This window comes from Azospirillum picis (genome assembly GCF_017876115.1).
Taxonomy (GTDB): domain Bacteria; phylum Pseudomonadota; class Alphaproteobacteria; order Azospirillales; family Azospirillaceae; genus Azospirillum; species Azospirillum picis.
In genome coordinates this window covers 31569-49518 of the sequence record NZ_JAGINO010000021.1, presented here as the reverse complement: position 1 = coordinate 49518, position 17950 = coordinate 31569, and the positions used below count along the sequence as shown (strand labels likewise).

18 protein-coding genes are annotated in these 17950 nt (G+C 67.3%); 6 read left to right on the top strand and 12 right to left on the bottom strand.

All coding sequences use genetic code 11. From position 1 onward, the window contains the following. Positions 1–3 precede the first annotated feature (3 nt). The 3 genes from J2850_RS23690 (at position 4) to J2850_RS23680 (ending at position 4096) form a co-directional block, all read left to right on the top strand. Entirely contained in the window at positions 4–1776 is a 1773-nt protein-coding gene (locus J2850_RS23690; RefSeq protein ID WP_209987299.1) for a GMC family oxidoreductase, read from the top strand. Then, positions 1773–3020: a cytochrome c gene (locus J2850_RS23685; RefSeq protein ID WP_209987296.1), complete on the top strand. Its 1248-nt coding sequence runs from the start codon at positions 1773–1775 to the stop codon at positions 3018–3020. Before J2850_RS23690 ends, J2850_RS23685 begins: the two co-directional genes overlap by 4 nt. 284 nt (positions 3021–3304) lie before the next feature. After that, the gene (locus tag J2850_RS23680) at positions 3305–4096 is read left to right on the top strand and encodes an SDR family NAD(P)-dependent oxidoreductase (RefSeq protein ID WP_209987292.1); all 792 of its coding nucleotides are present in this window, start codon (positions 3305–3307) and stop codon (positions 4094–4096) included. A gap of 60 nt (positions 4097–4156) precedes the next feature. Here the strand turns inward: J2850_RS23680 and J2850_RS23675 are convergent, their stop codons facing one another. Together J2850_RS23675 and J2850_RS23670 are read right to left on the bottom strand one after the other, a co-directional pair. Continuing rightward, positions 4157–4615 (bottom strand): hypothetical protein, encoded by a 459-nt coding sequence (locus tag J2850_RS23675; RefSeq protein ID WP_209987289.1) that lies wholly within the window; start codon positions 4613–4615, stop codon positions 4157–4159. A gap of 142 nt (positions 4616–4757) precedes the next feature. Further along, the gene (locus tag J2850_RS23670) at positions 4758–5537 is read right to left on the bottom strand and encodes a class I SAM-dependent methyltransferase (RefSeq protein WP_246513443.1); all 780 of its coding nucleotides are present in this window, start codon (positions 5535–5537) and stop codon (positions 4758–4760) included. A 584-nt stretch (positions 5538–6121) separates the two neighbouring features. Between J2850_RS23670 and J2850_RS23665 the strand changes: the two genes are divergently transcribed. The 3 genes from J2850_RS23665 to J2850_RS23655 are packed head-to-tail and all read left to right on the top strand — an operon-like array spanning position 6122 to position 8945. After that, on the top strand, positions 6122–7432 hold the full coding sequence (locus tag J2850_RS23665) for an NAD(P)/FAD-dependent oxidoreductase (RefSeq protein WP_209987285.1): 1311 nt from the start codon (positions 6122–6124) through the stop codon (positions 7430–7432). 23 nt (positions 7433–7455) lie between these two features. Next, a complete protein-coding gene (locus J2850_RS31865) occupies positions 7456–8163 on the top strand; it encodes a lysophospholipid acyltransferase family protein (protein ID WP_209987283.1) in 708 nt (235 codons plus the stop codon). Continuing rightward, positions 8160–8945 carry a glycosyltransferase family 2 protein gene (locus J2850_RS23655; RefSeq protein WP_307354514.1) on the top strand — a complete coding sequence of 262 codons (786 nt, stop codon included), beginning with the start codon at positions 8160–8162 and terminating at the stop codon, positions 8943–8945. Before J2850_RS31865 ends, J2850_RS23655 begins: the two co-directional genes overlap by 4 nt. Here the strand turns inward: J2850_RS23655 and fabG are convergent. From fabG to J2850_RS23605, 10 genes are all read right to left on the bottom strand, one after another. Next, positions 8926–9645, bottom strand: coding sequence for a 3-oxoacyl-ACP reductase FabG (fabG, locus tag J2850_RS23650; RefSeq protein WP_209987281.1), 720 nt, complete (start codon positions 9643–9645; stop codon positions 8926–8928). The two genes, J2850_RS23655 and fabG, sit on opposite strands and share 20 nt — an antisense overlap. Continuing rightward, entirely contained in the window at positions 9642–10076 is a 435-nt protein-coding gene (locus J2850_RS23645) for a hotdog family protein (RefSeq protein ID WP_209987278.1), read from the bottom strand. Before J2850_RS23645 ends, fabG begins: the two co-directional genes overlap by 4 nt. Beyond that, entirely contained in the window at positions 10070–10882 is an 813-nt protein-coding gene (locus J2850_RS23640; RefSeq protein WP_209987275.1) for a beta-ketoacyl synthase chain length factor, read from the bottom strand. The genes J2850_RS23645 and J2850_RS23640 overlap by 7 nt, the downstream gene beginning before the upstream one ends. Next, a complete protein-coding gene (locus tag J2850_RS23635; RefSeq protein WP_209987269.1) occupies positions 10879–12072 on the bottom strand; it encodes a beta-ketoacyl-[acyl-carrier-protein] synthase family protein in 1194 nt (397 codons plus the stop codon). Before J2850_RS23635 ends, J2850_RS23640 begins: the two co-directional genes overlap by 4 nt. Before the next feature lie 55 nt (positions 12073–12127). Next, positions 12128–12889 (bottom strand): class I SAM-dependent methyltransferase, encoded by a 762-nt coding sequence (locus J2850_RS23630; protein WP_209987266.1) that lies wholly within the window; start codon positions 12887–12889, stop codon positions 12128–12130. Then, complete coding sequence (locus tag J2850_RS23625; RefSeq protein ID WP_209987262.1) at positions 12882–13703, bottom strand: polysaccharide deacetylase family protein; 822 nt, start codon at positions 13701–13703, stop codon at positions 12882–12884. Before J2850_RS23625 ends, J2850_RS23630 begins: the two co-directional genes overlap by 8 nt. Beyond that, on the bottom strand, positions 13696–16068 hold the full coding sequence (locus J2850_RS23620; protein WP_209987259.1) for an MMPL family transporter: 2373 nt from the start codon (positions 16066–16068) through the stop codon (positions 13696–13698). Before J2850_RS23620 ends, J2850_RS23625 begins: the two co-directional genes overlap by 8 nt. Further along, positions 16065–16565 (bottom strand): LolA-related protein, encoded by a 501-nt coding sequence (locus J2850_RS23615; RefSeq protein ID WP_209987256.1) that lies wholly within the window; start codon positions 16563–16565, stop codon positions 16065–16067. The genes J2850_RS23620 and J2850_RS23615 overlap by 4 nt, the downstream gene beginning before the upstream one ends. A gap of 103 nt (positions 16566–16668) precedes the next feature. After that, positions 16669–17649, bottom strand: coding sequence for a lysophospholipid acyltransferase family protein (locus J2850_RS23610; protein ID WP_209987253.1), 981 nt, complete (start codon positions 17647–17649; stop codon positions 16669–16671). Beyond that, entirely contained in the window at positions 17646–17939 is a 294-nt protein-coding gene (locus J2850_RS23605; protein WP_209987251.1) for an ApeI family dehydratase, read from the bottom strand. Before J2850_RS23605 ends, J2850_RS23610 begins: the two co-directional genes overlap by 4 nt. Between the last annotated feature and the right edge of the window lie 11 nt (positions 17940–17950).

Sequence of the window (17950 nt, the reverse complement as noted above, 5' to 3'; positions counted from 1 at the left end):
CGAATGGCACGCAAACTGCCCCACAAGGACGTGGTGGTCATCGGGCTCGGCTGGACGGGGGCGATCATCGCCAACGAACTGTGCGATGAAGGGCTGGATGTCGTGGCACTGGAGCGCGGCCCCTGGCGCGACACCGCCACCGACTTCAATCTCGGTTATGCTCCTGACGAGCTGCGCTACAACTCACGCCAGGAATTGATGCTGCGTCCGGCGCAGACCGCCGTCACGGCCCGCAACAATGCCGACCAGACGGCGTTGCCGATGCGCCAATATGGCTCCTTCCATCCCGGCAACGGCGTCGGCGGGGCCGGCGTGCACTGGGCCGGAATCACCTGGCGGTTCTCCCCCTACGACTTCCGGCTGCGCTCCCACTATACCGAGCGTTATGGCGCCCAGGCCATACCCGACGACATGACCATCCAGGACTGGGGCCTGAGCTACGAGGAGATGGAGCCCTATTACGACCGCTTCGAGTATTTGGCCGGCGTGTCGGGCAAGGCCGGAAACCTGAACGGCCAGATCCAGGATGGTGGGAATCCCTTCGAAGGGCAGCGCAAGCGCGAGTACCCAAATCCGCCGATGATGCAGACCTTTGGGCCGACCTTGTTCGCGGAAACGGCCGCCAAGATGGGCTACAAGCCCTTCCCGATCCCTTCCTCCCTGCTGTCGCGCACCTACACCAATCCGCTCGGCGTGACGATGGGGCAATGCACGTTCTGCGGCTTCTGCACCAACTACGGCTGTGCCAACTATTCCAAGGCCAGCGCCCAGACCACCGTCCTGCCTGTGCTGATGCGCAAGCCCAATTTCGAACTTCGCACGCTGTGCGAAGTCCTGAAGGTCAACCTGGATCCTTCGGGCAAGCGGGCGACGGGCGTCACCTATGTCGACAGCTCCGGCGACGAGTTCGAGCAGCCGGCCGATCTGGTGGTGCTGTGCGCCTTCATGCTGGACAATGTGCGCCTGATGCTGCTGTCCGGCGTCGGCACGCCTTACGACGTCCGGACGGGCAAGGGCACGCTGGGCCGGAACTTCTGCTACCAGATGGCCAATCAGGTCGTCGGCTTCTTCGATCCCAAGAGATACAACTTCAACAATTTCATCGGCGGCGGTGCCACCGGCATGGCCATCGACGAGCTGAACAACGACAATTTCGACCACGGGCCGCTGGGATTCCTCGGTGGCGGCAGCACCCGCTGCGCGCCGATCGGGGCGGAGCCGATCTCCAAAAGGCCGACGCCGCCGGGCAGCCCCACCTGGGGTTCCGGCTGGAAAAGGGCGATGCGGGACAGCTATCTCAGCAATCTCAGCGTCGGCTGTGAGGCGAGCAGCTATGCCAACCGTGGCAACTTTCTCGACTTGGATCCGACCTACACCGATCGGCTGGGCCGGCCGCTGTTGCGCATCACCTTCGACTTCCCCGACAACGATGTGCGGATGTCGGCCTATGTCACCGGCAAGGTGGCGGAGATCGTCCGTGCCATGGGGGCGCAGCAGATCGTCGAAAATCCCCGCACCCGGCCCTGGTCGGTGGTGCCCTACCAGTCGACCCATGTGGTGGGTGGAACGGCGATGGGCATGGATCCGTCGACCAGCGTGGTGAACCCGTATCTGCAGAGCTGGGACGTGCCGAACCTCTTCACCGTGGGAGCGAACGTCTTTCCGCAGAACTCGGGCTTCAACCCAACCGGAACGGTGGGCGCCCTGGCCTTCCGCGCTGCCGACGCCATCCGCACCCGCTATCTGAAATCCCCCGGCCCCTTGGTGCACGCATGACCAGGACACGTCTTGCCGCCGCGGCGGCCGTCACCGTCCTGCTGGCCGCCGCCCCCCGGGCCGAGGCCGCCGACCAGGATTTCGCCCAGATAGAGCGCGGGCGCTACATCGCGGTCACCGCAGACTGCGTTGCCTGCCACAGCGCGCCCGGCGGCAAGCCATACGCCGGCGGCTCGGCACTCCAGACGCCCTTCGGCACGCTGGTGGCGCCCAACATCACCCCCGACCGCGAAACCGGCATCGGCAGTTGGACGGAGGAGGATCTGCGCCGGACCTTGCAGGACGGGGTCGGCCGCGGCGGAAAGCGGCTGTATCCGGCCATGCCTTACCCTGCCTATACCAAGATGACGGACGACGACATCCACGCGCTTTGGGCCTATCTGCAGACCCTGGCGCCGGTCAGGAATCAGGTCGACGTCAACCAGTTGCCTTTTCCCTTCAACGTCCGCCTGGTGATGGCGGGCTGGAACCTCTTGAACTTCGAGCCGGGGCGTTTCAAACCCGATCCGCAGAAGTCGCCGGAATGGAACCGCGGCGCCTATCTCGTCGAAGCGCTGGGCCATTGCGGCACCTGCCACACGCCGAAAACCATGCTGGGTGCCGACGACACCGGCAAGGCGCTGCAGGGGGCCAATCTCCAGGCATGGTATGCTCCGTCGATCACCGCGGATTCCCGCAAGGGCATCGGCGGATGGACGGCGGAACAGCTCACCGCCTATCTCAAGACCGGCGCGAACCACCAGTCGCTCGCCTCCGGTCCGATGGCGGAGGAGATCCAGAACTCAAGCTCCAGGATGACCGACGCCGATCTATCGGCGATCGCGGCCTATCTGCTCGACGGCAAGGGGTCGGCAAGCGGTCAGGGAGGTGGCGGTCCTGCACCGTTGGCGGCCGACGATGCGCGGATGACCGCCGGGAGCGCCATCTACACCGATAGCTGCATGGCCTGCCATGGCGGTGACGGCAAGGGTCAGACCTTCCTGTTCCCGACGCTGGCCGGCAGCGGCGTGGTGCAGGCGGATGATCCCGCGACGCTGATCCGGCTGGTTCTGGACGGATCACGGGCCGTGGCGACCGACACCCGGCCGACCGGGCCGGCGATGCCGCCGTTGGGATGGAGGCTCGACGACGCGCAGGTGGCTGCGGTGGTCACCTACATCCGCAACAGTTGGCGCAACGCCGCGGCCCCCGTCGGCGTCGACGACGTCGCCAAAGTGCGCAGGACCCTGGCGGAAGCACAATAAAGCGGCGGGTTGCCGGGCGGCATCGATTTCCCTTGGGAATGGGAGATGGTGACCGTCCGGCCCGGTCCATTCCATAGGCGCGACGGCACAGGTCATGCGGATGCGGCTGGCCCTCACCGACAGCGTTGTCGGCGTCACCCAGGCGATCGGGGGCACCGGGTCCGCAGAGGCGGGGAGCCGGTTTTGCCGATGCGGAGGTCCGTCCGATCCCGCTCCCGCAGGAACCTCCACTCCCGTCGGCCGGTTGATGAGGCATATCTCCAGCACTTCGGAAGGGGCACAGCATGGCTCGCGCAGCCAACACACAGCTTGCCGTCGTCACGGGCGCTTCCAGCGGAATAGGCCTTGAACTTGCCAGGAACTGTGCCCGCGCCGGTTTCGACCTGGTCATCGCCGCCGACGATCCGGCCATCGAGGACGCCGCGCGCGAACTGCGCACGCTCGGCGGTGCGGTGGAGGCCGTCCAGGGCGACCTCGCGACCACGGAAGGCGTCGACCGGCTTTACGACGCCTTGCGGGGCCGGGCGGTCGATGCCCTGCTGGCGAATGCCGGCCATGGGCTTGGACACGGCTTCCTCGACCAGGATTTCGACGAGGCCCGCCACGTCGTCGACACCAACGTCACCGGCACGCTTTACCTGATCCACAAGGTCGGGCGTGGCATGCGCACGCGGGGCAAGGGGCGCATCCTGATCACCGGCTCCATCGCCGGATTCATGCCGGGCAGCTATCAGGCTGTCTACAATGGAACCAAGGCGTTCATCGATTCCTTCTCCTTCGCGCTCCGCAACGAGTTGAAGGACAGCGGTGTCACCGTCACCTGCTTGATGCCGGGACCCACCGATACCGATTTCTTCGAACGCGCCGGTATGATGGACACGCAGGTGGGGCAGGGAAAGAAGGACGATCCTGCCATGGTCGCCAAGGTCGGTTTCGAGGCGATGATGGATGGCGAGGGCGACGTCGTCGCCGGCTGGAAGAACAAGCTGCAGGCCGCCATGGCCAACGTGACGCCGTCGGGCATGCTGGCCGAGCAACACCGTAAGATCGCCGAGCCGGGGTCGGGAAAGCACTGAGAGCTGCCCTGCCGGCATCGGCGCCCTCACGGAGCCTGTGAGGCGGGAAGGGGCGATGCCTCAGGTGTCGAGGCAGCCGCCCTTCGGGGCGACGGTGATGCGGATCAGCTCGGCCGATCCGCCGCCGAAGACGTTGCCGCCGGTGTAGGTCAGGCAGCCCTCATTGCGATAGATCACCTGCAGGCGCTGGGCGTCGTTTCCGAAATAGAACGGGATCCAGCGCTTCCCGGTTTCGTGCCGGATCATGTTGTCCGGCGCGCCGATAAGGGTGGACACCTCTTCCATCGTCATGCCGATCTGGAGTTTGGCGAAGCGGCTGCTGGGGGCGGGGGTGCCGATGACCTCGCCTTCGTAGCGGCCGTCCCGCGACTTCACCAGCCGTGCGCCCGGTGCCGACGCTGCCGCCGCGGTGGTGCCGTCCCCCGTTGCCGCGCTGCCGGCCGCGTTCTGCTGCTGACCGGCACAGGCAGTCAGGATGGTCAGTACCGACACCGCCGCCAAAAGCCGCTTCACCGCCATGATGTTCCTCGCTGAAGATGGTCAGGTTCTCGTTGTCCAGGGCCGACTATGAAGCGGATAACGGCAGCGCCACACCAGCAAAGGCGGATGAAAACATCCAAGAGAGGTAATAACGTCAGATAGGGATTTGCCGGAACCGCTTTCAGGATCCGTTCAGCGCTCTCTTACATCCGGTATAATTCTTGAACAGGTCGTAATCGGTCGCGCATCGGACCTGTTCCAGGCCGGCACCGGCCATTGCCTGCTTGATCGTCTCCGGCTCCACGCAGCGATCGATCGTTTCCCAGTAGTAGCGCATCAGCATGCGCCCACCTTCGCCCCCGCCGCTCAGCCGCGAAAGCGCAGGCACCACCAAGCCGAGATAACCGTTCATCAGGTGGCGGGTGATCGGCCGCTCCGGCCGTGCGATTTCCATCACCAACACCGAGCCTCCCGGCCGCAGCACGCGATGAAATTCGCGGAATGTGGCGGTGAGGTCGCCGACATGGCGCAACGCGTAGCCCATGGTGATCATGTCGACGCTGTCGTCCGCCAGCGGCAGCGCGTCGGCCACGCCCTGGATCAGGGGGATGGGCAGAAAGCGGCGGGCTTGCGCGAGCATGGCCTCGCTGAGGTCGAGCCCGATGACCTCGGCTTGGTGTCCGCCCAGCCGGACAGCCTCGCGAGCCACCAGCCCGGTGCCGATGGCGACGTCCAGCACCCGCATGCCAGGCCGCAAGCCGGCCCGGCGCAGGCATTGGGCGCGGTACCATGGACCGGACCCGAGTGCGAAGATCGCGTTGATGCGGTCATAGTGATGGGCGGTGCGGTTGAACAGCCCGCGCACGAAACCAAGCCGCTCGGTCCTCTCCCGATAATAGCTTTCCAGCACCGGGTGCGGTTCGATGGGAGAGCGGGTACGCTGGTCCTGATCGGTCGGCAAATCCATCCCCCTCGGGTGCATCTCGGTCGAACATGTCGTTCACCGTGTCCACCCTGACGCCGGTCGTCCCAGCGGCGGAACACGGTCGGGAGCACGGAGCCCGCATCAGAACCGCGTTTGCCCCGGCAGTGGCGATCCCGATAGTGGCGACCCTGCGCGGTCGACCGCCGGCCGCGCACCGCGGAGCGTCCGGGCTTGTGCCGGAGCGCCAGCGCATTCTGTGTGTGAGATGGTTCGAGGGCAAGGAAAAGCCCGCTGCCGGAGTGGGTAGCCGGAAGGAGGCGTTGAGACGCTTGGATTGCCTTGACGGTTGGCGACGAAGAACGCCTGACGGCGTAAAGCGGCTTCGCTCCTGTCGAGTAATTGTGCGGATTCCGGTGCGAAGCCGCGGATGGAATCCGATGACTTTCATCATGTCACAGGTTCGTAAAAGAGAAACCTCAACGGCTCGCGCGATATGTATATATCTTTACGGCTATCTCCCAGACAAATGGGAATGTCGGGTTTTTGGCTCTGGATTGCACGCGATTGGCTTTGCTAGAAGATATTTGTGAACTCCTAGTCGCACGATCGAGAGAGCAGCCATGCAGATGGTGTCGAACGGTTCTGACTGCGACGTTCTGGTCGTGGGCGGAGGCCCTGCCGGATCGACCGCGGCAGCGCTGTTGGTGGAGATGGGCCACCGCGTGGTGCTGCTGGAAAAGGATCGTCATCCGCGTTTCCATATCGGGGAATCGCTGCTGCCCTGCAACTTGCCGCTGCTGCAGCGGCTCGGCGTGCTGGAGCAGGTGGAGCGGATCGGCATGCTGAAGTACGGGGCGGAGTTCGTCTCGCCCTACCATGGCAAGGCGGTCACCTTCGATTTCGCCAACGCCTGGGACAAGAGCAAACCCTATGCCTATCAGGTCCGGCGGTCCGAGTTCGACCATATCCTGATCCGCAACGCGGCGGCCAAGGGCGCCACCGTCATCGAAGGCTGCAAGGTGACCGACGTCGCAATCGGCGGCGACGGAACGCTGGTCACAGCCAGCCAGGACGACGGCACCACCCGCACCGTACGGGCGCGCTTCCTGGTCGATGCCTCCGGTCGCGATACGCTGCTGGCCTCGCGCTTCGGCATCAAGCGGCGCAATGCCAAGCACAACAGTGCCGCCATGTTCGGCCATTTCACCGGGGCGAAGCGGTTGCCGGGAAAGGCCGAGGGGAACATCACCGTCTTCTGGTTCGATCACGGATGGTTCTGGTTCATTCCGCTTGCCGACGGCACCACCAGCGTCGGTGCGGTCTGCTGGCCCTACTACTTCAAAACCCGGAAAACCGACCAGACCCGCTTTTTCCTGGACACCATCGCCTTGTGCCCTGCCTTGGCGGAACGTCTGGAGGGGGCGGAACTGACCGGACCGGTGACGGGGACCGGCAACTTCTCCTATCAGGCCGACCGGATGTCGGGGCCGGGCTACGTCATGCTGGGCGATGCGTTCGCCTTCATCGACCCGGTTTTCTCGACGGGCGTCTACCTGGCGATGACCAGCGCCTTCGAAGGGGCCAAGGCGGTCGATGCGTGCCTGCGCGAACCGCACCGCCAGGATGAAGTGCTGAAGCAGTTCGAAAAGACGGTCCGTCAGGGGATAGGAACCTTCTCCTGGTACATCTATCGCGTCACCACCCCGGCCCTGCGCAACCTCTTCATGGGACCGCGCAACGTCTTCCGGGTGGAGGAGGCGCTGCTGTCGCTTCTGGCCGGCGACGTTTTCCGGCCATCGCCGATCAAGTCACGGCTGAAGATCTTCAAGGCGATCTATTATATGAACGCCCTACTGGACCTTAAAAGGAACTACGTGGCATGGCGGAAACGGCGACGGAACATTCGCGCGCCCGTGGGCGACGTGGTCTGACCTTTTCAGGCGCGGTCCGGCGGATGTGGGAATATCCGCTCTTCTATGTCCTGCTGTTCCTGTTCGGGTTTCTGTCATTGGCTTGGAGCCTGACGGCGGCGTTGCTCGACCCGCTGCTGCCGCGCCGCCTCGGGCGGCCATTGGGCCGCTTCATGATCAGGTCGGGCTTCCGGCTCTATCTCGGCATCCTGCGCGCGTTCGGCATCCTGAAGACCGATCTTTCGGCACTCGACCGGCTGCGGACGGAGGGCGGGCTGGTCGTCTGTCCGAACCATCCGTCTCTCCTGGACGCCGTGCTGCTGGTTTCCCGCCTGCCGGACGCGGTGTGCATCGCCAAGTCCAAGGTCTATGACAACCTGTGCCTCGGCAGTGGGGCCCGGATGGCCGGCTATATCCGCAACGACTCCCCGTCCTCGCTGGTCAAGATGGCCGCGCACGAGGTGCGGGCCGGTCAGCAGCTCCTGATCTTCCCGGAAGGGACCCGAACCGAACGGCCGCCGATCAACGCGCTGAAGGGCGGATTCGCGTTGATCGCCAAGACGGCCAAGGCACCGGTGCAAACGGTCTTCATCGAGAGCAACACCCACTTCCTCGGCAAAGGCTGGCCGCTGTTCCGCAAGCCGGAATTCCCCCTGGTCTACACCGTCCGGCTCGGCCGCCGTTTCGACCCGCCAACCGATGTCCGCGACCTGGTCGAGGATCTCGAACGCCACTACAGGTCCGAGCTGTGATCGCCTCCCACTCCGAAAGCCATCTCGTCCTCATCCCCAGCTACAACACAGGCCCCAAGCTGTTCGAGACGGTTCAGGCTGCCCGGCAGCACTGGGCGCCGGTCTGGGTGGTGGTCGACGGCAGCACCGACGGCACCGCCGAGGACCTGCATCGCATGGCCGCGGACGACCCGAACCTGCGGGTCCTCGTTCTGCCGGTCAACCGCGGCAAGGGGGCGGCCGTTCTGCATGGGCTGATAGAGGCCGAACGCTGCGGCTTCACCCATGTGCTGACCATGGATGCCGACGGACAGCATCCAGCCGACCGCATTCCGCAATTCCAGGGCGTGTCGCAAGCCAACCCCGAGGCGCTGGTGCTGGGGCGGCCGGTGTTCGACGCCGCCGCCCCGCGTCTGCGCGTGCGGGGACGCAGGATATCCAACTGGTGGGCCAACCTGGAAACCCTGTGGGGCGGAATCGACGATTCGCTGTTCGGCTTCCGCGTCTATCCCATCGCGCCGCTGCGCCGGGTGATGGCGCGCAATCCCTGGATGCGCCGGTTCGACTTCGATCCCGAGGCGGCCGTGCGGCTGTGCTGGAACGGGGTGCCGACGATCAACGTGCCGGCACCTGTCCGTTATTTCAAGCCGGAGGAGGGTGGCGTTTCCCACTTCCGCTATCTCCGCGACAATGCCCTGCTGACCTGGATGCACACGCGCCTGATGCTGGGCTTTCTCGGCCGCCTGCCGATGCTTGCCGTCCGGCGGGCCAGGAAGGCCTCCTTCAGATCATCCCACCGTTGATCGAAATCACCTGTCCGGAGATATAGGCGGCACGCTCCGACGCCAGGAAGGCAACGAGGTCGGCGACCTCTTCCGGCCGTCCGGCACGCTTCATCGGCACCAGCCGCTTGACCGCTTCGGGATCGAAGGCGGCATCGGCCATCGGAGACGCGATGATCCCCGGCGCCACCGCGTTGACGGTGATGCCGCGCGGTGCCAACTCCAGCGCCAGGGACTTGGTGGCTCCATGAAGGCCGGCCTTGGCTGCGGCATAGTTGGTCTGGCCGCGATTGCCCGCGACCGCTGCCACGGATGAAACGGTGACGATCCGTCCCCACCGGGTGCCGATCATCGGCATCAGCAGAGGCTGTGTGACGTTGAAGAAGCCGTTCAGCGAGACGTCGATGACGCGTGCCCACTGGTCGTGCCGCATGGCCGGCATCACCGCGTCGTCGTGAACGCCCGCATTGTTGACCAGGACCTGGATCGGCCCGCCGTCGAGCAGCCGTTCCAGCGCCGCTGTGGCGGCCTGCGCGTCGGTGACGTCGAAGGCCACCGTCTCGGCAGAGCCACCGGCCTCCCGGATTGCACCGGCCAGTGCCTCGGCGCGGTCGGTGCGGCCGTTGGCATGGATCAGCACATGGCAACCGTCGCCAGCCAGTGTCCGGCAGATGGCGGCGCCCAATGCGCCGCTGCCGCCGGTAACGAGCGCGCGTTTCATCGCTCCCCCGCGTCGATGACCACCGCGGCCCGACCGCTCAGCAGCAGCGCACCGTCGGCGTGAATGGAAAAGCCGTAGATCACGCGGCTGCCGTCTCCGGTCAGGTTCTCCGCCTCGATCAGCAGATCCGCCGTCACGTCGTCGAGGCGGTCGGCGTGGCAGGCGAGATCGCGCAGGCTGGCGAGATAACCGGCCGCCGGGCGTTTGCCGCCGGCGGTCAGCCCGCCATGAACGGCCATGGCCTGCGAGGCGTATTCGACGCCGCACACCGCGGCGAGGCGTCCGGCATGACGCAGCGGGTTGTCCGGGGAACGATGGCTGGCGGCGGTGCAGCGGATGCGGCGGGAGTCCCAGGACAGCACGCTTTCCAGCAGGCACATGCTTCCGGAATGCGGGATCAGGGCCGCAAGGTCGGCACGCCCCATCAGCATGGCGGGCCGACCTGCAGCACCAGATGGCTTCCGGGAGGCAGATCAAGCACCACCGTCTCGGCACCGTCACCCGAGGCCACGCGCGCCAGGGCGCCCAGCAGCGGCAGCGCGCGCCCCGCCGGATTGCCCGCCCTGAGTGCCTCCAGCGCCGCATCGGCCATTCGCGTTGCCGGCATATCGGTGCGGTCCAGGGTGAGATCGAGGCGGGCGAAGCTGCGCCCGGTCGGCTGCGGCGTCAGGACCAGGGCGGTGCCGAACGCTCCGGCGATGGGCCGCACGCTATTCAGCGGTTCGGGGTAGGGGAGGTCGTAGGCGATGAGGGCGACGGTCCAGCCCGCGGTCGCGACCTGGGTCACCGCTTCCAGCAGACCAGCCTGGAAGCTCTCGTCATGGCTCGACAGACTGGCCGAGGGCTGGCGGGAGCGGGTGGCGATGCTCCAGTAGCCGGCCGGTGCGTTGTGGACCGAGTTGTGGAACCGTGTCGGCGAGATCTCGGGCTCGTCCGAAGCGAGCGTTTCCAGGATGGTGTGCAGCGTATCGGGATCACCGCTGGACGAGGCGAAAACGGTGGCGACGGTTTCCGGATCCCGGCCCGCCCTCTCCATCGCTTCGGCCCCCACCGCCATGGCCAGCCTGACGGTGGGCACGCTGCGCCGGCGTTCGGCAGGGGGAAGCAGCGGGCTGGCTGTCAGCACTGCCGGCGCCGGCGCATAGGGGCGGAGCCCTGCCAGAACGGCGCTGGCCTCGTCCCAGCCGGCCAGTCCGGGGCCGAGCAGGCTCACGGCCTCGACGAAGACCCGGATCACGCCGCCCACCCGAAGACCAGGGCACTGTTGCTGCCGCCGAAGCCGAAGGAGTTGGTCATCACGCGGTCCATGCGCCCTGTTTCGTTGGCCTGCAGATAACGGCTGCGCAGGGCCGGGTCGAGGGTGCGCGTCTGCGGGCTGCCGGGGATCAGCCCGGCGCGCAAGGTCAGCACGCTGATGATCGCCTCGACGATTCCCGCCGCCCCCAGCGTGTGACCCGTATACCCCTTGGTCGAGCTGACCGGCGTGCGCGTGCCGAACAGTCCGGTGATCGCCCGGTCCTCGGCCGCGTCGCCGTAGGTGGTCGCGGTGCCATGCAGGTTGACGTAGTCGATGTCGCCTGGCTCCAGCCCGGCGGCGGTGAGCGCCCGTTCCATCGCCAGCCTTGCGCCCAGCCCTTCCGGATGTGGCGTGGACATGTGATGCGCATCGCTGCTCTCGCCGGCGCCCAGCAGGTGGACGGTGCCGGGAGCGGGGCGCGGATCCGCCCGTTCCAGCAGGGCGAAGCCGGCACCTTCCCCCAGTGAAACCCCTCTGCGGTCGGCATCGAAGGGTCTGCAGGGAGTGGGAGAAACCAGCTCCAGCGAATGGAAGCCGTACAGCGTCGTCAGGCACAGGCTGTCGGCGCCCCCGACCACCACCGCGTCGCAGAGCCCGGCTGCGACCATCCGCGCGGCGCTGGCGAACACCTTCGACGTCGTGGCGCAGGCGGAGGAGGAGACGAAGGCCGGCCCCTCCAAACCCAGGCGCACGCGCACGAACTCGGCGAGGGAACCCGTGCTGTGCGTCGTTGCGAAGCTGAAGGCGGAAGGGAGCGCGCCGGTGTCCTTGTCACGCTGGCGATAGGCAAGTTCGGCGGAGAGGATGCCGGATGTGCTGGTGCCCAGAAGCACGCCGATGCGATGTGCGCCATAGCGTTCGCGGGCCGCTGCCACCGCCGTGTCGAACCCGTCCTGGCAAAGCGCCAGCTCGGCCAGCCGGTTGTTGCGGCAGTCGTAGCCCGCCAGCCGGTCCGGCAGGCGCACGCCGTCCAGTCCGGCGACTTCGCCGATGTGCGTGTCCAGCGTCACGGTTTCGAATCGGCAAGGCTTCAGGCCGCCTCTTCCGGTACGCAGAGCATCCAGGGTTGCATCCTGCCCGGCGCCCAGGCTGCTGACGATGCTCATATGGCTTAGGGAAAGTGGCTGCACGATGATATTCTTATGATTGTCGGGCGAGGTGGGCAGCAGTCTGGAGTTTCATTGTTCAAGGAATGCTAGCATCCACCGTTTCGCCGGAGGAAGGGCAAAATTGGACTGTGCGATTGCTTTGGCGGGCTATGAACAAGGTGTTGGCGAAAGGTGTGCCTTGGCTCATCGGCAGAGCCGTCACCGCAAGGCCCAGATCCTCCAGCAGGACGATCCATTCCCGTGCCGGGCGATAGACCAGGGGCTGGTGCCATTGCCGGCGCATCAGGCATGCCAGCCGTTCGGCCCAGCGCGTGACATGGAAGGGCAGGCCACCCCCTGCATCGGCCTCCCGCAGCAGCAGGACGCCGCCGGAGGCCAGCGCGCCCGCACAACGGGCAAGAACGGCCGCCTGTTCGTCCCGGCTGAGATAGAGCAGCACGTCGAGGATGACAATGGCATCACTGGGCGGCAGCAGGGCATCCCGGATGTCGCCCTGGACCACGCTGTCTCCCAGTGCTGCCCGAGCAAGCCGTGCGCGCCTGGCTGAAAGCTCCACGCCATGGAGGCTGAGGGCGGACGGCGGGGCCGGCCAGTCCGGTGGCCAGTCTCCTACGGCATGCCGTGCCGCAGCCGCGCGCAGCAGCGCCATCAGCACCCCCTGCCCGCAGCCGAGATCGAGCAGGCGCCCGGCGCCAGGCAGGAGCGGCCTGCGGAGCAGGTGGCGGAAGACGGGGTCCCCCTTCAGCTTTCCCTTGGCGAAATGCCAGGCGTAGCGGCCGCAATGGCGGTAGGGTAGGGCGGCCGTCTCGACGAGCTCGCGGAACAGGGAGTCAGTCATCGGCGACCACCTCCAGCGACACGGCCGCCAATCCCTGATCGGCCAGCCTGTCGAGCAGGCGCGGTAGGACCTGCAAAACCACCGGCTGTCCGTGCGGCGACCGTGCGGCGGAGCCGTCATGCAGCATCAGGATGTCGCCGGCAGCCAGGGCGCGCACCAGGCGCCGTTCAACCTCGACCGGATTGCGGCGTACGGCGTCGAAGCCGCGCCGTGTCCAACTCGCCAGCCGGAGGCCGAACCCAGAGAGCACGGGGTCGAGCAACGGGTTGCGCAGGCCGGCCGGCGCCTTGAAGAAGCGTGGTGGCCGGCCGGCCAACCCCGTCAGGATGTGCTGCGCCGTCCCCACTTCACGCCGGATGGAACCGGCGCCCATCGCGGCGAACCGGTGGGAATGGTGCCAGCTATGGTTCTCCACCGTATGCCCGCATCGGGTGATGGCCCCGATCAGGTCAGGATGGCGCTCGGCCCGTTCGGCGATGCAGAAGAAGCTGGCGGTGGCACCCGCCCGCGCCAGCATCTCCAGGACGGCCGGCGTCACCTCCGGGTCCGGTCCGTCGTCGAAGCACAGGCCGACCTGCCCCAGGCGGGCGTTGCGTTCCGGCAGCCGCCGAAGGTTCGGACCGAGCAGCGTGCTGCGCGGCCAGAGGCCGGCGGCGCCGAGCAGGGCATGGTTGCCCGCCACCACCCCCAACGCCCACGGCCAGGCGGCCGGCACCGCTGCCGCGCCGGCAAGGGCCGCGAGGTGCAGCGCGGCGGAGGCGCGGAGCAGCGGCGAGGGGTGCCAGCGGGACCGGGGCAGGACATGGTCAGCCATGGTGGGGTTCGTCCACCGCCGGCGACGGGGGCTGATCGCCCAGCACCGCGGCGAAGGCGAGGCACAGGAAGGCGCCGACGGCGACCGTCAGGCCGATGCCGTGCAGCACCGGGATGGTGGAAAATGCCAGCGTCCCGAAACCGATGACGGTGCAGAGGTTGGCGATCACGACCGAGAAGACCGTGCGTTCCCGCAGTGCCTTTGACGGTTCCGGCCGTTCGAACAGCAGCGAATAGTTCGAGCCGACTCCGACGACGAGGAGCAGGCCGACCAGATGGAAGATCGACAGCGTCTGGCCGAGAGCGGTCAGCAGAGCCATGGTGATCACCACCGCGGCGGTCAGCGGCATCAGTGCGGCGATCAGCGAGCGGGCCGAGCGCAACGCCAGCGCCAGCAGCACGGCGATCACCGCGGCCCCGATCAGGGCCAGAGTGAGCGCCTCTTGGCGGTAGGTGCGGTAGAGCCTGTCCGATTCCTCCTTCAGGTTCAGCAGGACGGCGCCCTGTGCCGCCGGGTCGCCATCCAGCCGCGCGGCCAGAGCCGCAGGGTCGATGACTCCGCGCAACGGCAGCATCGCGGTCCAGCCGGCGCCGCTGCGTACCAACAGCGAGTCGAGTTTCAGCTTCAGCCCGGTGCCGTCCAGGCTCGCGGAGGTCAGCGGCGGCCGGGTCCTGGCGGCCTCGACGTCGGACAGGAAGGGGGTGAAGGCGTCCGCGCGGAAGGGAAGCCCCTGCAGCGCCTGGGAGAGTGCAGCCTGCAGGCTGCCGGCATCGGGCAGTGCCGACCGGCGCGCCTGCTGCGTGGCCTGGCTGGGCAGATAGAGGGCAGGGGAATCGTAGCCGCCCAGCAGTCCCTCTCCGGTCAAGGCGTCGAGAGGGCCGGCCAGACGCTCCGCCGCAGCGAGCGCCGCGTCGGGCGAGGCGGCGGCGATGACCAGCAGGTGGCCGACATCGGGTGCGCCGAGGTCCCTCCGCAACGCCTCGTCCTGGCGCTGGTCGGCCTCGGAAACCGGGCTGAGGCTCGACAGTTCGCCCGACCACAGCGCCGGGCCCTGATAAAACAGCCACGCGAGGGACAGCAGCATCGCCGCAGCCAACGGCATCCGCAAAGCCGGGGCACGGGCTGTCAGCGCCGCCAGCAGGGGTGCCATCCGTGCCGGCCGTGCCGTCGAGAAGCCGTCCGGCAGCAGCGACGGCAACACCCAGCGGGTGACGCACAGCGCCGCCACCAGCCCGGTGATGGAAAACAGCCCCAGTTGGGCCAGGCCGCTGAAGCTGGAGAACAGCATGGTGCCGAACCCGGCAACCGAGGTGCCGACGCCCAGCAGCAGCGTCGGCCAGATGCGAACGAGGGTTCGGCGTGCCGGATGTCCCGGCATCGTCTGGGTGAAGAGATAGATCGCGTAGTCGACGCTCTCCCCCAGCAGCGTGACGCCAAATCCCAGCGTGATGCCGTGGACGGTGCCGAAGCCCAGGCCAACCGCGGCGAAGCCCGCCAGCGCGCCGCTTGCCGCCGGCAACAGCGACAGCGCCAGGACGCGGGCCGAGCGGTAGACCAGCAGCAGAACCGCGGCCACCAGCACCGTGGCGACGATGGAGGAGCGCGTGGCATCGGCCTCGATGCGGTCGCGGGTCGCGACGGCGAAGACCCCCGGCCCCGTCATCACCAGTTGGCTGGCCCCGGCAGCGGCGGTCGTGCGCGCGGCTTCGAAGGCGGCGCGAACCGATGTCTGGATGTCCTGCTGCGCGTCGAGGTCGAAGCCGGGTGCGGCGGTCTGCACCAGGAGCAGCGCCCGCTTTCCATCGGCCGACATCCATACCCCGTCCCTGCTGGCCGGCCCGCCGGCTTCGCCCATCGCCCGGTCGGCCAGACGCAGGATCTCGCCGGTCGGATCGGCGGGCAGCGCCTGCTTCAGGAACATGCCCGCGGGAGATTGCAGGAGGCGCAAATCCTCCTGCAACGCCTGCCGCAGCCCGTCCGCGGTGAACCGTTCGGGCGTCACGGCCGGGCTCAGCAGATAGCGGTTGGTCCAGAGATAGGCGCCGTCAGCGCCTCCCCCGACGCGCTCGCCGTTTTCGACCATGGCCAGCCGCGGATCGCTTCGCAGCCGGGCCGCCATGTCCCGGCTCAAGGAAACCAGACGGGCAGGCATGTCGCCTTCGATCGCCACCAGCAGGAGCCGGGAGACCACGCCGTCGCGCAACTGGTCGACCAGCAACTGCTGCGTCTGTGTCGGCGATCGCGGCAGGAAGGCGGAGAGGTCGGCGGTGACGGTGGTTCGCGCCACGACGAAGCCGCAGGCGAGCAGCCCGGCCAGCCACAGCGCCAAGGCCCAACCGGCCCATCGCCGCGATGGACGGGTCATGCCGGGTCCGGGAGGATCGTCATCGTGGAGCGGTCGCCGTCGGACTGTTCGACGTCGATCTGCCGGATCGCGGCACGGCGGCCGACGATGACGATCCGCCGCACCATCCGGCGCGCCTCCGCCGCTCTCGGCGTCAGATCCATGCGCCATTCCTGGGACGTGCCCTGGAGAACCACCTCGTAGAAGCGCATCATCGTCGGCACGTCGCCGCGCAGGGTCGCACGGATGCTCTCCACATAGGTCTGGATCTCCGGCATCGACGATACGGACAGCGTGCGCGCCGCACCGTCCGCCCGCGTCAGCGTCAGCCGGTCGCCGTCCACCCGCAGGCTCTCCGCCTCCGGTTGGAGCGTGCGTTTCTCGAAGAGGTCAGGGCGGCGGTAGGACAGGATCCCGCTGCTTTCCAGGGGGGCATTCAGCAGGCTGACGGTCCGTGTCTCGACGAAGCGGGCATCGGATTCGCGGACCTGAGCGAATTCCGCGAACAGATCCTCCAACCCCCACGGCCTGCCCTCGGCCGCGGCCACCGGGGCGCTAGCGCTCGCAAGAACCGTTGCGGTGACCGCCAACGGGATCGCCAGCAGGAGGCGCCGGGTGGGTCTATCGCCAGAAATCATAGAAATTGAACCAGTTGTAGGGAAACGAGCGGGCGTAATGCTCCAGCCGGTCGGCATAGCGCCCGGCCGCCCAGCGCACCAGGCCCGGACGGTCCTGCACCGGGCGATCCTGGATCCGGCAGTCGGAGAAGTCGGCGATCCTCTCGAAATGAACGTCGTATCGCCGGCCGCCGCGATAGATGCCCATCATCAGGACCACCGGCCGCTTCAGCATCGCCGCCAGTTGGAAGGGGCCGAGGGCGAACGCCGCCGGCTCGCCCAGGAAGGGGAGGCGGACTTCCGCCTCGCCATCCAGCGTCCGGTCGGCGAGCATGCCGACGAAATGGCCCTGGTCCAGCCGTTCGCGGACGCGCAGCATGGAATCCGGTCGCCCCAGCCCGATGACCTCCAGCGACAGCAGGGGATTGATGGCGTTCAGGACCGAATTGATCTTGCGTGCGTTCTCCTCGTACATCACCAGACTGACGCGCAGGTCCCGCTGCCGATGGCCGAGCATGCGGATGGCCTCGAAGCTTCCCATATGCGCGCCGAGCAGGAGGCAGCCTTCGCCCCGTTCCATGACGTCGATGACGACATCCTCGCCATGGACGTGGATTTCGAAATCATCCGTCTGGTCGTTCAGGAAGAAGACCCGGTCCAGCAGGCAGGCGGCGAAGACATGATAGTGGCGAAACAGGTCGGTGAAGGCCGGCGGGCGCCCCAGCGCCCTGGCCAGGAAGCGGGCTGACGCCTTGCGGGGCTTGCGCGAGAACAGGATGAAATAGAGGCAGATTGGGTAGAGCAGCAGCCGTGCCGCGGGACGGCCGAGCGACAGGGCAACCCAGACGATGAACTTGATCGCCGACGTCGTGCTGCGCTCCGGCCGGTTCATCCATTCCTTCCGCCGCCGCCTTCCGCCGGATGGCGGCGCCGTGCCCGGTGCCGTGGGGCTGTCGGCCGGCGTCTCGCGCAGTGGCCGTTTCATGGCGCCACAACTCCGTTCAGCACCGGCTGGCCGTCGATGCTGCCGGTGAAGGTGAACCCGCCGTCCGACCCGTCCCGCCATTCGATCAGGAGCCGGTCACCCGGCCGTATGGGCCGCAGGAACTTGGCCGAACGAAGGCGGCAGGCGTCGCGGCCACGGCCTGTGGCCGTGGCGATCGCGGTCAGTGCGGTATCGAGCAGCACGGCTCCGGGAATGATCGGGTTGCCGGGGAAATGCCCGACCGCCGTCGGATGGTCGGCGGGAAAGAGGATGTCGGTCTGCCGGAGCAAGCGGGACGCCT

Excerpts from the sequence above, each read along its gene's own strand:
- J2850_RS23630 (WP_209987266.1), bottom strand. The coding sequence starts at position 12,889 with ATGACTGACTCCCTGTTCCGCGAGCTCGTCGAGACGGCCGCCCTACCC.
- J2850_RS31865 (WP_209987283.1), top strand. The coding sequence starts at position 7,456 with ATGTGGGAATATCCGCTCTTCTATGTCCTGCTGTTCCTGTTCGGGTTT.
- J2850_RS23685 (WP_209987296.1), top strand. The coding sequence starts at position 1,773 with ATGACCAGGACACGTCTTGCCGCCGCGGCGGCCGTCACCGTCCTGCTG.
- J2850_RS23665 (WP_209987285.1), top strand. The coding sequence starts at position 6,122 with ATGCAGATGGTGTCGAACGGTTCTGACTGCGACGTTCTGGTCGTGGGC.
- fabG (WP_209987281.1), bottom strand. The coding sequence starts at position 9,645 with ATGAAACGCGCGCTCGTTACCGGCGGCAGCGGCGCATTGGGCGCCGCC.
- J2850_RS23690 (WP_209987299.1), top strand. The coding sequence starts at position 4 with ATGGCACGCAAACTGCCCCACAAGGACGTGGTGGTCATCGGGCTCGGC.
- J2850_RS23680 (WP_209987292.1), top strand. The coding sequence starts at position 3,305 with ATGGCTCGCGCAGCCAACACACAGCTTGCCGTCGTCACGGGCGCTTCC.
- J2850_RS23675 (WP_209987289.1), bottom strand. The coding sequence starts at position 4,615 with ATGGCGGTGAAGCGGCTTTTGGCGGCGGTGTCGGTACTGACCATCCTG.
- J2850_RS23645 (WP_209987278.1), bottom strand. The coding sequence starts at position 10,076 with ATGCTGATGGGGCGTGCCGACCTTGCGGCCCTGATCCCGCATTCCGGA.
- J2850_RS23625 (WP_209987262.1), bottom strand. The coding sequence starts at position 13,703 with ATGGCTGACCATGTCCTGCCCCGGTCCCGCTGGCACCCCTCGCCGCTG.
- J2850_RS23610 (WP_209987253.1), bottom strand. The coding sequence starts at position 17,649 with ATGAAACGGCCACTGCGCGAGACGCCGGCCGACAGCCCCACGGCACCG.
- J2850_RS23620 (WP_209987259.1), bottom strand. The coding sequence starts at position 16,068 with ATGACCCGTCCATCGCGGCGATGGGCCGGTTGGGCCTTGGCGCTGTGG.